The organism is Mesorhizobium sp. 01N446 (assembly GCF_056399285.1).
Genome location: NZ_JBFTRA010000015.1, coordinates 77,203 through 90,593, shown reverse-complemented (window position 1 = coordinate 90,593; position 13,391 = coordinate 77,203). Strand labels below are relative to the sequence as shown.

The following is a 13,391-nucleotide window of genomic DNA, read 5'->3' as shown; positions in this document are numbered from 1 at the left end:
GAATGAAGCTGACAGAATTTTCATTGCGGGCAGGGTTGCTTATCGGCCTGTGCTTCACGCCCATCGCGCTGCTGCTGGCGCTCTTCTCGGCCGGAGCTGGGCATGGAAATTACGTGCTGGCGCGCCTTCTTTATCCGATACCCATGTTGGCGACGCTCTTGACCAATAACACCATCACCGGCTTGTCCGTGGGACTGGCTGTGGCCCAATTTCCCGCTTATGGAGCCTTCGCTGCTCCAGGCGGCCGTATCAGATGGCTGCCGCTTGGCATCCTGCACGCTGTTGCAATCGCAGCTGCCTTCAGTGGGCTTCTCGACTATTTCTAAGGACCGCAGCCGCTGGGTCAAAGGACCGTCGCATTACGAAGTGGCTGCTGATCCGAAAGTCGCATAAGATAGATTATGGAACTAGGGCATTGGCCGGCATCTGGGAATTGCCTATGATTTTCATCGGTTTGGCTTGATCGAGGCGTGTTGCCTTGATCTGACGGCCAACGTTATGCTGCGCGGATGACGACGGCAAAGCGTGGCGGTAGACGGCCAGGCGCTGATGGCCAAGATGCTGCAGGACGACCGGGCCCATGGATCGCGGTGCTCGGTGTTGATGGCGACGCACGCCGGAGCGCTGCTTTATCCCAGCATGGGCTATGAACGGATTGGGACGCTGCTGATATTCGGCCCAAAGCGCAAGACGGCTTGATAAAAGGCCGTTCGCATCATTCTGATTCATAAGGGATTTCAATCACCATGCCGTCATGGGCCGGCACCACCTTATCAGGCGTCTCGGCCATTACGGTCGCATAGTCGAGCGGCACATGCATGTGGGTCAGCACCGCATTGCTGGGCGCCAGCCTCTCGATCCATTCCAGCGCCTGGCCGAGCGAGAGATGGCTGGGATGGGTGTTGTACTGCAGCGCGTCGATGACCAGCATTTCCAGGCCGCGCAGCCGTTCGGCGGTGGCGTCGGGAAAGCCGCTGATATCAGGGCAATAGGCCAGGCCGCCGATGCGGAATCCGAGCGAGATGATGTCGCCATGGAACTGCGGCAACGGCTCCAGGGTGAGGGCACCCCCCTCGCCTTCGATCACCACCGGCCTTGTGTGGTCGATGATATGCGCCCGCACAATCGGCGGATAGGAGCTCCCCGGCGGCGTCTCGAAGCAATAGCCGAACGCCTGCCGCAGGCGCAGCATCGTCGGCTGGTCGGCATGGATGTCGATCAGGTGACGCTGTTCGAGCACATAGCCGCGCAGATCGTCGATGCCGTGGATGTGGTCGGCATGGGGATGCGTGTAGACGACCGCGTCGATGCGTTTGACCGAAGCGAGCAGCATCTGTTCGCGAAAATCCGGCCCGGTGTCGATGACCACGGTGGTGCGGCCGCCATCGGCCGCAATCCGCTCGACCAGCGCCGCCGTGCGCATACGCCGGTTTTTTGGATTGGTCGGGTCGCAATTGCCCCAGTCGCCGGTGATGCGCGGCGTACCTGGCGACGAGCCGCAGCCGAGAATGGTGAGGCGCAGCCTGTCGGTCATCGGTCAGGCGCTCTGCTCGGCAGGCCGTGGCATCTTGCCGAACAGCCGGAAGAAATTGTCCGTCGTCAGATCGGCGATTTCAGCTTCGCTGACGCTAATCGTCTCCGCCAGCACGCGTGCCGTGTGCGCGACGTAGGCCGGCTCATTGCGCTTGCCGCGAAACGGGATCGGCGCAAGATAGGGCGCGTCGGTTTCGACGAGCAGCCGGTCATGCGGCACGTCGGCGGCGATGGCACGCAATTCGGCCGAGTTCTTGAAGGTCAGGATGCCGGAGAACGAGACATAGCCTCCGAGCGCGACGCCCACCTCGGCCAGCCGGCGTCCCGAGGAAAAACAGTGCAGGATGAAAGGGAAGGCGCCCTTCCCTGTCTCGTCCTCGAGAATGGCTGCCATGTCGTCATCGGCATCGCGCGAATGGATGACGAGAGGCAGGCCGGTCGCACGAGCCGCGGCAATGTGCGTGCGAAAACCCTGCGCCTGCGCGTCGCGCGGCGCCTTGTCGTAGAAATAGTCGAGCCCGGCCTCACCGATCGCCACCACTTTCGGGTGTGCCGACAGGCGGACAAGCTCCTCAGCGGTGACGTCGAGTTCTTCGGCGGCATTGTGCGGATGGGTGCCGACCGAGCAGTAAATTTCGTCAAAAGTCTCCGCGATTTCAAGTATTTGCGGAAAGCGCCTCACGCGGGTTGAGATCGTCACCATGCGGCCGATTCCGGCCGCTTTGGCGCGGGCGACAATGGCCGCCCGCTCCTCGGCGAAATCTGGAAAATCCAGATGGCAGTGGCTGTCAACAAGCATCAGGCGTTCGCACCCGGCTGTTCGACATAGCGCGGAAACACGCCTTCCGGCACCGGCAAGGCGGTTCCGGGCGCAAGCGCATAGTCGGCGTGGACATGCTCGAAGTTACGCTTCTCCGCCGGCACTGCCAGCAGGTCGAGCAACTTCGCGGCCGAGCCCGGAACAAAGGGCTGGCACAGCACGGTGACGCGTCGAACCACTTCGGCGGTGGTCCACAGCACCGTTTCCATCCGCTCGGGATCGGTTTTCTTCAGCGCCCATGGTGCCTGTCCAGCGAAGTATCGATCGGCTTCAGCCACCACATCGAAGATCGCCGCCAGTGCCAGATGAATGCCTTGCCCGTCCATGGCTTTGCGGGCCGTGGCAAGAGCAGCCACCGCCTGATCCAGGATGGCGCTGTCAGCTTCCGTCAAATCGCCACGCTTCGGCACCACGCCGCCGCAATTCTTGGCGATCATCGACAGCGAGCGCTGCGCCAGATTGCCGAGGCCATTGGCTAGATCGGCGTTGGTGCGGTTGACGATCGCGTCATGGCTGTAGCTGCCGTCCTGGCCGAACGGCACCTCGCGCAGGAAGAAATAGCGCACCTGGTCAACGCCGTAATGCTCGACCATGGTGAACGGGTCGATGACGTTGCCGACCGATTTCGACATCTTCTCGCCGCGGTTGAACAAGAAGCCGTGGCCGAAAACGCGCTTCGGCAGCGGGATGCCGGCCGACATCAGGAAGGCTGGCCAGTAGACCGCATGGAAACGTACAATGTCCTTGCCGATGATGTGCGCGTCGGCAGGCCAGAAACGCCATTTCTCATCATTTTCATCGGGGTAGCCGACGCCGGTGATGTAATTGGTCAACGCGTCGACCCACACATACATCACATGCTTCTCGTCGCCCGGCACCGGTACGCCCCAGTCGAAGGTGGTGCGCGAGATCGACAAATCCCTGAGTCCGGATTTGACGAAGCTCATCACCTCATTGCGGCGCTCGGCCGGGCCGATGAAGTCGGGCTGGCTTTCATAAAGCGCGATGAGCTTTTCCTGGTAGGCCGAGAGGCGGAAGAAATAGCTCTCTTCCTCGACCCATTCGACCGGCGTTCCCTGCGGCCCGTAGCGCACATTGTCGGGACGGACCTCCGTCTCCTCCTCGCCGTAGTAGGCTTCGTCACGCACAGAGTACCAGCCGGCATAGCCGCCTTTGTAAATGTCGCCATTGGCGTCCATCGCCTTCCAGATCGCCTGCGAGGACGCGTAGTGCCGCTCTTCGGTGGTGCGGATGAAATCGTCGTTTGAGGCGTTGAGCGCGGTCGCCATGCGTTTGAAATCGGCCGAGTTGCGATCGGCCAGTTCGCGCGCCGAAATGCCTTCGCGCTTCGCCGTCTGCAGCATCTTGATGCCGTGTTCGTCGGTTCCGGTAAGGAAGAACACGTCCTTGCCGTCGTGCCGCTGGAAACGGGCAAGCGCGTCGGTCGCGATCAGCTCATAGGCATGGCCGATATGCGGCTTGCCGTTCGGATAGGAAATCGCGGTCGTGATGTAGAATGTGTCGCGTGACATGAATGACCATCATGAATGTCTGAATGGAAGCCGTGGCGGTGGATATCGCATCGGAATGGCGATTGCCATCCCGGTGGGACCGTCACATTCGCATCGCAGACTTCAGGCGGTCGATCATCGTCAAGGCGTGCTGCTTCTTGTCGGGATTGTCGGTGTCGGTCTCAGATATCGCGTCCAGCGCCTCATGCCAAGTCCCGCGTTGCGTCTGGGCCTCGATCATGGCACCGGGTCCGGAGCCGCTCGTAGGCCGTTGCAAAGGCAGGTCGTGGTCCGTAGTTTCGCGGCGGCGCAAAAGGGCAGACCGGCATGGCCACGACCACGCAACATGATCCGCGGCAGGCGCTCGACGCGCGCCTGCGTCAGGCTGGCGCCAGCAAAACCGTTTACGCCCTCGTCACGCCCGAGATCGAAGCCGTGAAGGCCGAGCTGCTCGGCAACTCCGGGGGAAACGGGCGAGCCAGTCCTAGACACGGCAGACCATTCCGAAAGCCCGTTCACATGGCCGACTTCAGCCGGTCAATCATGGTCAGGGCGTGCTGCTTCTTGTCGAGATTGTAGGTGTCTGTCTCGGAGATCGCGTCCAGCGCCTCATGCCAGGTATCCGACAGCGTCTTGGCGCGCGCGAGGTTGCCGGCGCGCGCCGCCTGGCTTGCGGCATCCGACAACAGGTCGAGCGCGCGGCGGTTAAAGATATCAAACTGGATCGCCTGGTCTTTGCCGGCGACGGCTTCCGCCAGCCGATAGGCCCCGCCGATATCGCTCCTTCCCTTCGCCACAAGTGCATCGAGCGTCTCGGCGATCTCCAGCCCGCCATATTGCGTCAAGAGGATCGCGTTGCGCGCGCTGCCCCCTGCCCGCTCGACCAATGCCGCCCGTGCCGCCGGATCGTCTGGTGGCGGCGGCTCGGCGGTTTCCAGCACCGCCAGCAACTCGTCGGCATCGAGCGGCGTCAGGCGCACCACCTGGCAGCGCGAGCGAATCGTCGGCAGCAGGCTGCCCGGCGCATGGACGATGAGAATGAAAAGCGTTCGTGCCGGCGGCTCCTCAAGATTCTTCAGCAAGGCATTGGCGGCGTTGGCATTCATGTCGTCGGCCGGATCGACGATGACCACCCGGTAGCTGCCGTCATGCGAGGTCATCGACAGGAAGCGGCTGACCCGGCGGATCTCGTCGACGGTCACGACGGTCTTGAAGCTCTTGGTCTTGTCGTTCATAGGGCGGGTCAGGTGCAGCACGCCCGGATGCGCCCCGGTCGCGATCTGCCGAAACAGTGGCGAGGCCGGATCGGGGTTGGCAAGGCTTTCCGGCGCCTGCTCGAAGGCTGGGTGCTTCAGGAGGTGATGCGCCAGATGGAAGGCCAGCGTCGCCTTGCCGATGCCGACCGGCCCGGCGAAGATCAGCGCATGCGGCAGCTTTCCCGATCGATAGGCGGCGGCGAGCATCTCGGCCGCCTGCCCGTGTCCGACCAGGCGCGGCGTTTCGGATGGTTCGGGAACGCCGTCCAGCGTGTCATGCTGTTCCGGCGCGATGCGTTCGAAGATCATACCGGTGCCGCCTGCCTGTTGCGCGCCGGCGCCCTCGCCTCCAGCGCCGCGAACACGGCGGCGGTGACGACGTCCTCAACCGTATTGGGATCGGCGGAAGCGTCGACGACGATGCAGCGTTCCGGCTCGGCCGTGGCGATCGCCAGGAAAGCCTCGCGCCGGGCCTGATGGATGGCCAGCGTCTCCTTTTCGAAGCGGTCGGCGCCGGCATCGCTGCCGCGCCGCAGCGTCGCACGCCTGAGGCCCTCGGCCGGATCGATATCGAAGATCAGCGTCATGTCGGGCATCAAGCCGTTGATGGCGACCTGTTCCAGAGTGGCCATGAACGCCGGGTCGATCCCGCCGGTGACCCCCTGGTAGACGCGTGAGGAATCCAGGAAACGGTCGCAAAGCACGATCGAGCCGCGCTCGACCGCCGGCCGGATGACCTGCTCGACATGGTCGGAACGCGCGGCGGCGAAGAGCAGCGCTTCCATCTTCGGTCCAAATGGCTCGGCCGCACCCGAAAGCAGGACATGCCGGATCGCTTCGGCGCCCGGCGAGCCGCCGGGTTCGCGCGTCAGCAGGACATCATACTTCTTGGCGCGCATCTTCCGCGCCAGCCGCTCGATCTGCGTCGACTTGCCTGCGCCCTCGCCGCCTTCGAAGGTGATGAAAAATCCGCGCGCCAATCGAAAGGGCCTTTGTTCATGTGGATTGTTGCGCTCTAGATAGTCCGCGTTCGGGAAAACGTCCATGCCGTCGGCGCTATCGCAGCCAACCGATCGCCAGTTCCTTGACGGCATCGAGCGCGCGCTGCGGCAGCGTGCCCACGCTGATCGATTCAGCGGCGAAAAGCGGCGTCTCCTGGCTTAGCGTGTCGCCGATCCAGACGCGTAGCGCGCCCACCGGCTGGCCCTCCTCCACGGGTGCCGCAACCGGGCCGGTGTAGACGATCCTGGCCGTCAGCTTGTCGCGGTTGGTGATCGGCAGGAAGATGTCGATCGGCCCCTTTGCCTTCAGCGTTACGCCGGATTTCGCGCCGCCAAAAACCTGGGCCTCGCCGACCACCTCGTCCTTGGCGAATATCTCGGTCTTCTCGAAGGAGCGCGCGCCCCAGTCGAGCAGCTTGCGCGCCTCCTCGGCACGCTCCTTGTCGTTGGCCAATCCGCTCATCGCCATGATCACCCGCGTGCCGTTGTGGCTGGCCGACGCGACGATGCCAAAGCCCGAGCCCTCACTCGCGCCGACAGCCAGGCCATCGGCGCCGATGTCCATGGCCAGCAGCGGGTTGCGGTTCTTCTGCGAGATCTTGTTCCAGGTGAAATCCTTCAGCCCGTAGTAGCGATAGAAATCCGGATAATCGCGCCACAGAAGCAAGGCCAGCTGCGCCAGTTCGCGCACCGTCGTCTGCTGGCCGTCGGCCGGCAGGCCGGTCGAATTGACGAAGGTCGATGTTTTGAGCCCGATCTGGCGGGCGCGCTCGGTCATTTGCGCCGCAAAATTGTCCTCGGATCCGGCCATGCCTTCGGCGATGACGATGCAGCCGTCATTGGCAGCTTGCACGGTCACGCCCTGAATCAGGTCCTCGAGCCGGATCGCCGATTTGAGCTTGGCAAACATCGTCGATGTGCCCGACGGCGCGCCGCCCTTGCGCCAGGCGTTTTCGCTCACCACGAACGTGTCGTCGAGCTTGAGACGCCCGGATTTGATGGCGTTGAAAACCACTTCCATGGTCATCAACTTGGCCATCGAGGCCGGCGGGATCGGCTTGTCGGCGTCTTTCGAGAACAGCACCGTGCCGGTGTCGGCATCTATCATGAAGGCCTGTGTGGCCTTGGTCTCGAAAAGCTGCGCCTGGGCTGGTGGGAGGCAAAGCAGCAGCAAAGCCAGCCCCAGAAAGCCGGCAAATGGCGGAAAGGCGCGCAACTGCATGAAATCTCGACCCGTTTGCCGGTTTTGGCACAGCCAAGCTATCAGGGTTTTTTCCGCCGGATCAACCGCCCGGGCAAAATAGATCAGTTGCGCACAGCCAGCGCATCGGGTGCGCCGTGCGACCATGCCGCCTGCAGCAACTCGTCCAGGCCGCCATGGCCATTGGGATAGAGATTGACCGCATACCAGTCATTGCCGTCGAGATCGGAACGCTGAATTTCCGTTCGGCCGAAGGGCTGAAGTGCCGCTGCCACGCGCTTGGCTTCGGCTGCGTCGTCGAACGTGCCGGCAGCGACATAGTCGGCGCTGGACGGCGACGCCTGCGGATTGGACTTTTTCCACGACCGCAGGATGTCGGTGGGCGACATGCCGCTTTCGTCCAACGCGGCAAAGACATCGGCGCGCTGAACGCGCTCATCCGCATAGGACAGTGACGCCACCGCGAACGGCGACTGCGGCGGCAGGCCGATATCCGGGCGCTCCGGCACGATCGGCCCGAAGTCGGGCAGTGCCAGGTCGCCGAAGGCCGGCGCCTGCGCCGACAAAGATGGTTGCGCGGCCTCGCCGGAATTCGTCAGCTGACCCGGGAACGGTACGGCGGCCGCGCCCACCGGCACGCTTGGCGACGGTCCGTTCATGGCCACCATGACGCCGGTCGGCAAGCCGTCCGACGGATCCGGAATCCGGTTGCCCGGATGGTAGGAGGCCATCAGATACTGGTCGTCATTGCCGTCGAGCGGCGCGCGGCCGACATATTCGACCTTGACCTTCGCGGTACCGACCTTGGCGTAGTCGAGCATCTGCGCCGCGCGTTCCGAGACGTCGATGATGCGGCCCTCGTGATATGGCCCGCGGTCGTTGACGCGCACGATGACCGAACTGCCGGTTTCGAGATTGGTGACACGGGCATAACTCGGCAGCGGCATCGTCGGATGCGCGGCCGTCAGTTGCGCCGTGTCATACACTTCGCCATTGGCAGTCAGCCGGCCATGGAAGGCGTCGCCGTACCACGAAGCCAGGCCCACCTTGGCGTAGCGCTTGTCTTCCTTGGGATAGTACCACTTGCCGCGCACCTGATAGGGCTTGCCGAGCTGGTCGCGGCCGCCGCCGCGCCGCATGAAGGCAGCGCGCGGGCTCGCCTTTACGCCATATTCGGTCTCGGCGAAATATTCCTTGGAGCGAGGCTTGGAATTCACCATCGCCTTCGGCTCAGGCTGCGACGCGCAAGCCGCCAGCAAGGCAGCCGACGCCGCCAACAGCGTAAGCGTGGAAGCGCGACGAAGACGCGGGCGCGCCGAAGCCTGCATTATCCCGAAATCCCCTACAGTCTCAATCAAGACGCCGTCGTTTTGTACAGCAGAGGAGCCAAAGCACTCACTCGACGAAACCAACGGCGCCCTGAACCCCGATCCTTTGTGCGCAGGAATTGTTTATCACGGTATTAACCGATTGTGGCCGGAACCGGGCAAGATTGTGGCGCCCCTGCTGCGCGGGTCGGCGGAGGACACACCAGCCGCGCCTCGTCGTTTGGGATGCAGGATATCGCATAAGTATCGGCTTATAGGAGGGCTCAACGAAGCCAGCGTGGCCAAGGTCGGAGACGGCTAGCAGAATCCCAACCATCTATGCCATTATATTATAGGGAGCTAATAGGGGGGGCGACGAACTTCGTGAGACATTCCGAAATCCGTCAGTTTTTAAAGCAGGGGCATGGCTGACACCAAACCGTCGCCCCCAACTGTACAAATCAGCCAATCCTTGGGCGAATGGGTTGTTAGGATCGTAAGAACGGACGGCAACACCTATTCCAGGGCCTTTGAACGTGAGTCCGATGCCGTCGCTTTCGCTGAAGATCAGCGTTTGCGTCTGGGATTGCAACCGCCGACGCCCGACTAGTCGTGCGCCACTGGCATCTTGCTTCAGGGCTTTGTCCTTCTGACTTGGCCCGGGGTCAGGAAGCCATCCCTAATCAGCTCCAACGCGTCGAGCGCGTCTTCATCCAACAAGTTTGTCAAGGGCACGCCACCCACACGCACAACCTTGTTGTTGTCTATCTCGTAGACCTCCCAGAGCCCATCCGTGACTCTTCGGATTGCGTGCCGTCTCTCCATAAGGGGTTTCTAATAAACGAGTCGGCGAAGCTCCAGCAAGAAAACTCGATCGAAAGAGTTAACAGTGGAAAACCATGCCCGCTTTGGGGACAACGCTGCACCGAAGCCCGCCCCAGACAGTTTTGCCCCCGTCCGAGGCGGGCTGATTGGAAGCTGATGGAGGCAGCTTCCTGGCCTTGGCCCACGGGGATCAAAACCAAGGCAGGTTCAGAACGTCAGCGAGCAAAGATTGTTCCCGCGTGGCGATCGCCCTACCTCGCGCTAGGTCGTCGAACTTCGCGGCATCGGAAGGAACTGGCCGAGCACCGTCCAAAGCTCGGCAGGGCAAGGATGAGAAGGATCTGGCTTTCCCGACATGGGATGGCCGTATTCAGACCCCTCGTCCGCTCCCGCAAGAGTTCTCCAGGCCCTTACGTCCTTCGTTCGCATGTTCCTTGTATTAGCAGGAGCGCATATCTTTGCCGTGCGGCGCCTAGAGCGGAGGCCCAAATGGGCGGCTATAAGGCCTGGCATGATGCTATTCACGACCATCAGGTCGAATCTTTCGCTTCAGAGAACGGTTTGACTGCGGATCTGGTCTGGGAGTTGATTCTAAAATGCGGCAACAGCCGCAAGGCCGTGATCAAAGCTGCGCAGGGTTCAAAAGCCGAGGCCGCCCCTGACGATGATCGTGGGCCGACGAAAGCAATAGCCGGCTTGCCCCGAAGGAAGCCCCAAATCGGCTAAGCCCTGCGGCCACCACTGCCCAGTCCCCTCTCGCACAGCAAACCGACGATGGGGCCGATACAACGAGCCGAAGAGCGGCCGAGCCAGGACGGTAGCGCTCTCTGCCGGCACTGTCGCCGAACTCAAGGCACACAGGGCGCGGCAGGGCCAGTTGCGCATCGGCATTCGCTCGGACGCTGACAGTTTCGTCGTAGTCCAGGTCGACGGCCAGCCATTGCAACCACGACCCCTCACCTATGAGTGCGTCTGCGTCCTTGGCAAGACCTCCCTGCCCCACATCCGATTCCTTCGGCACACGCACGCGACACAGATGCTTTCAGCCGGCGTTCATCCGAGGATTGCAAGCGAGCACTTGGGCCATTCCAACATCGGGATCACGCTGGACCGCTGCCCGCATGTCATGCCAGGAAGGCAGGCGCACGCAGCAGAGCAAGTTGACGTCGCGTTGCAGGCCGCTATAAGCAGCGAGCGAAAAGGCAGATAGTTGCAAACAGCGTAGCAAGAGGTATTCTTGGGCCTCTCGCGAATTGAGAAAAGCGCAATGATTGCAATTACTTGGAGGGATGGCCGAGCGGTTTAAGGCACCGGTCTTGAAAACCGGCGTGGGCGCAAGTTCACCGTGGGTTCGAATCCCACTCCCTCCGCCAGCCCCACCGGTTTCCTTCCATGGCCCGATATTGGCGATGTCCGGCACTCCGTAATTGAGCCGAAGTGCCGGCACTAAGCCCGCCAGCATAAGCGCCGACCCGGTCACGGTCTTGCGGGCGCGCGGATCCAGCCGATCGCCGAACCTGCGGCGACAGCGTAGACAGCCGCAGCCATCACCGCGACGATCCATAGCGCAGCGGGCAGGCTTGGCGTCAGCGTCGAAGCGGCGCTCGCGGCGGCGACGCCGAGCAGGCTCCCGGTCTGGCGCAGTGCGTTCAGCAGGCCGGATGCCACGCCCGACGCTGCCTCGGGAACCTGCTCGAGAACGGTGGCGATCACCGGCGGCACGGAAGCGGACGTACCCACACCGAAGATGGCAAGCGTCCCGATGATAGCCGGCCATGACGCATGAGCACCCAGCAGCCAAGCCGCCAAGGGCGCGAAAAGGGCTGCGAGGAGAAGGCTGCCCGCGATGAGGTGCTGCGGCGACATTTTCGCCCGGAGCCTGCCCGCGATCACATTGCCGACCGAAAGGCTCGCCGCGACCGGCAGCAAGGCAAGCCCGGTTCGGCCGGCGTCGAGCCCGTAATCGCCGTGCAGATAAAGGCTGAGGATGAACAGCATTCCGAAATAGCCGACATAGACAAGGCAACCCACAAGGTTGGCCGCAAGAAAGGCCGGGTTGCGGAACCACACGAGCGGGACCATCGGATCGCGGGAGCGGCGCTCGATCAGGAACCAGCACAGTGTGGCGGCGACGGCGATGGCCGCCGCAAGCCGGACCGCGGACGAACCTCCGCCCCGTTCCGGCAATTCGATCGCGGCGAAGCAGAGGGCGCCGAGCATGACGATGCTGGTGAGTTGCCCGCCCCAGTCGAACCTCTTCATCCGCTGCGTCGATCGGAGCCGCACGATCCGAATCGTCAGGCCAAATGCCAGCAAACCCGCCGGCACGTTGACGAGGAAGACGCTGCGCCAGCCAAGGCTGCCAACCAGCAACCCTCCGGCCGCGGGCCCGATCGCCGCCGCGGCCGAGGCGATGCCGGCCCATGTCGCGATCGCGCCCGCCCGTTTGTCGGCATCGTCGAAGGTTCCCCGCACGACGGCCAGCGACGCCGGCAGGAACAGGGCGGCCCCGACGCCCTGCGTCAGCCGGGTCGCGACAAGCCATGCGACCGTGCCGGCGGCGCCACACAAGGCGGAAGCGACGACGAACAGGGCCAGCCCCGCGAGATAGACGCGCTTCGCGCCCCAGCGATCCGCGAGAACACCTCCGGCGAGGATGAGCGCCGCCATGCTCAGCGTGTAGGCATCGACGATCCAGGCGAGGTCGCTGACTGTCGCATCGAGATCGGCGCGCATTGCCGGCAGAGCGACGTTGACGATCGTGGCGTCGAGCACCGCCATGAACATGCCGCCGGCTACGAGCCACAGGGTGAACCTGCGCCGCCTCTCTGCGATTGCTTCGTCATCGGGACCGGAGGCACCGGCGTGGTTGCCTTCCAGTATATCGCATCCTGTCATCGGACATCTCCTGCAGGCCCAAATCTAGGAATGCATGCGATGCGATAAAGCAGTATATCTGCCTTTCTCTGATGAAAGGATGCATCACGCGCTTCGCTTCGCCGGGAGGTCACGATGAACTGGGACAATGCGCGCTTCTTCCTGGAAATTGCGCGTGCGGGCACGCTACGCGGCGCCGCCCGGCGGATGCGCGTCGATCAGGCGACGGTCGGCCGACGGCTGGCCGCGTTGGAGGAAGAACTCGGCGCGCGGCTGTTCCTTCGCACGCCGTCGCTTTATGTGCTGACGCCGGCCGGCGAAGCGCTGGTCGAGCCGGCCGAAGCGATCGAGCGGTCCGTCGCCCAGATGGAGCGACGGGTAATGGGCATCGACGAGCGGCTGATCGGCTCTGTGCGGGTGGCCACGACCGACTCGCTCGGCAAGCGGTTCGTCATTCCGGCCATCGCCCGCATGCGCGCCGAACATCCCGGCATCGAGGTCGTCTGCCTGACCTCGCAGGACGTCGCCAGCCTAACCCGGCGCGAGGCCGACATCGCCATCCGCACCATCCTGCCCGACGCGCCCGATCTGATCGTACGCCGCCTCGCCACGCTCAAAACCGGAATCTATGCCTCCCGTGCCTATCTCGCCGCGCGAGGCACGCCAGCCTCCGGCAACGGGTTCGCGGGCCACGATCTCGTCGAGTACCAGCAGCCGGTGGCGCCGACGATGCCTTCCGCCCTTTGCGGAGAGCCGGCCGGCGCCGGCAAGGTGGTGTTCCGCACATCATCATCCGTCACCCTTGTCGAGGCGACGGCGGCCGGCATCGGCGTTGCCGAACTGCCCTGCTATCGCGCCGACGCCGAGCCGGAGCTGGTGCGGATCATGCCCGACCGCTCGGCCGATTTCGACGTCTGGCTCGTCGCTCATGCCGATCTTTACAAGACCGCGCGGATTCAGGCGCTGATCCGCGAACTGGTCGCGGCGTTCGATCCGGCCACACGATGACTGAGTGCGTCAGCTGAAGGACCATGGCAGGCAATGGCCGCCGAAACTTACC

13 protein-coding genes, 1 tRNA gene and 2 pseudogenes are annotated in these 13,391 nt (G+C 63.3%); 6 read left to right on the top strand and 10 right to left on the bottom strand.

Translation table 11 applies throughout. The features are described from left to right. The first annotated feature begins 2 nt into the window (after positions 1–2). Positions 3–326 carry a hypothetical protein gene (locus tag AC1DPX_RS33475; protein ID WP_477242170.1) on the top strand — a complete coding sequence of 108 codons (324 nt, stop codon included), beginning with the start codon at positions 3–5 and terminating at the stop codon, positions 324–326. Between the two features lie 73 nt (positions 327–399). Here the strand turns inward: AC1DPX_RS33475 and AC1DPX_RS33470 are convergent, their stop codons facing one another. From AC1DPX_RS33470 to AC1DPX_RS33430, 9 genes and pseudogenes are all read right to left on the bottom strand, one after another. Beyond that, positions 400–729 (bottom strand): hypothetical protein, encoded by a 330-nt coding sequence (locus AC1DPX_RS33470; RefSeq protein ID WP_477242168.1) that lies wholly within the window; start codon positions 727–729, stop codon positions 400–402. Further along, entirely contained in the window at positions 716–1,534 is an 819-nt protein-coding gene (locus AC1DPX_RS33465; RefSeq protein WP_477242166.1) for an MBL fold metallo-hydrolase, read from the bottom strand. Before AC1DPX_RS33465 ends, AC1DPX_RS33470 begins: the two co-directional genes overlap by 14 nt. Before the next feature lie 3 nt (positions 1,535–1,537). After that, positions 1,538–2,332 carry a TatD family hydrolase gene (locus AC1DPX_RS33460; protein WP_477242164.1) on the bottom strand — a complete coding sequence of 265 codons (795 nt, stop codon included), beginning with the start codon at positions 2,330–2,332 and terminating at the stop codon, positions 1,538–1,540. Beyond that, complete coding sequence (gene metG / locus AC1DPX_RS33455; RefSeq protein ID WP_477242162.1) at positions 2,332–3,885, bottom strand: methionine--tRNA ligase; 1,554 nt, start codon at positions 3,883–3,885, stop codon at positions 2,332–2,334. The genes AC1DPX_RS33460 and metG overlap by 1 nt, the downstream gene beginning before the upstream one ends. 82 nt (positions 3,886–3,967) lie before the next feature. After that, positions 3,968–4,090: pseudogene (locus AC1DPX_RS33450) on the bottom strand (DNA polymerase III subunit delta'); the annotation flags it as partial. Positions 4,091–4,379: 289 nt separating this feature from the next. After that, entirely contained in the window at positions 4,380–5,429 is a 1,050-nt protein-coding gene (locus AC1DPX_RS33445) for a DNA polymerase III subunit delta' (RefSeq protein ID WP_202354445.1), read from the bottom strand. Then, positions 5,426–6,100 carry a dTMP kinase gene (gene tmk / locus AC1DPX_RS33440; protein WP_202354444.1) on the bottom strand — a complete coding sequence of 225 codons (675 nt, stop codon included), beginning with the start codon at positions 6,098–6,100 and terminating at the stop codon, positions 5,426–5,428. Before tmk ends, AC1DPX_RS33445 begins: the two co-directional genes overlap by 4 nt. A gap of 76 nt (positions 6,101–6,176) precedes the next feature. Beyond that, positions 6,177–7,343, bottom strand: a complete 1,167-nt coding sequence (locus AC1DPX_RS33435; protein WP_477242160.1) for a D-alanyl-D-alanine carboxypeptidase family protein — start codon at positions 7,341–7,343, stop codon at positions 6,177–6,179. 83 nt (positions 7,344–7,426) lie between these two features. Continuing rightward, positions 7,427–8,539, bottom strand: coding sequence for a septal ring lytic transglycosylase RlpA family protein (locus AC1DPX_RS33430; RefSeq protein ID WP_477242158.1), 1,113 nt, complete (start codon positions 8,537–8,539; stop codon positions 7,427–7,429). On the opposite strand from AC1DPX_RS33430, the gene AC1DPX_RS33425 reads away from it, so the two are divergent. The 4 genes and pseudogenes from AC1DPX_RS33425 to AC1DPX_RS33410 all read left to right on the top strand — a co-directional run bounded on the left by AC1DPX_RS33425 (position 8,529) and on the right by AC1DPX_RS33410 (position 10,827). Then, positions 8,529–8,951, top strand: coding sequence for a hypothetical protein (locus AC1DPX_RS33425; protein ID WP_477242156.1), 423 nt, complete (start codon positions 8,529–8,531; stop codon positions 8,949–8,951). The two genes, AC1DPX_RS33430 and AC1DPX_RS33425, sit on opposite strands and share 11 nt — an antisense overlap. A 992-nt stretch (positions 8,952–9,943) precedes the next feature. Then, on the top strand, positions 9,944–10,180 hold the full coding sequence (locus tag AC1DPX_RS33420) for a hypothetical protein (RefSeq protein ID WP_477242154.1): 237 nt from the start codon (positions 9,944–9,946) through the stop codon (positions 10,178–10,180). A gap of 124 nt (positions 10,181–10,304) precedes the next feature. Then, positions 10,305–10,664, top strand: a pseudogene (locus tag AC1DPX_RS33415) (tyrosine-type recombinase/integrase); the annotation flags it as partial. A gap of 73 nt (positions 10,665–10,737) precedes the next feature. Further along, positions 10,738–10,827: transfer RNA gene (locus AC1DPX_RS33410), tRNA-Ser, on the top strand. A gap of 103 nt (positions 10,828–10,930) precedes the next feature. Here the strand turns inward: AC1DPX_RS33410 and AC1DPX_RS33405 are convergent. Further along, positions 10,931–12,352 (bottom strand): MFS transporter, encoded by a 1,422-nt coding sequence (locus tag AC1DPX_RS33405; RefSeq protein ID WP_477242152.1) that lies wholly within the window; start codon positions 12,350–12,352, stop codon positions 10,931–10,933. A gap of 114 nt (positions 12,353–12,466) precedes the next feature. On the opposite strand from AC1DPX_RS33405, the gene AC1DPX_RS33400 reads away from it, so the two are divergent. Continuing rightward, the gene (locus tag AC1DPX_RS33400; RefSeq protein ID WP_477242150.1) at positions 12,467–13,339 is read left to right on the top strand and encodes a LysR family transcriptional regulator; all 873 of its coding nucleotides are present in this window, start codon (positions 12,467–12,469) and stop codon (positions 13,337–13,339) included. Positions 13,340–13,391 lie beyond the last annotated feature (52 nt).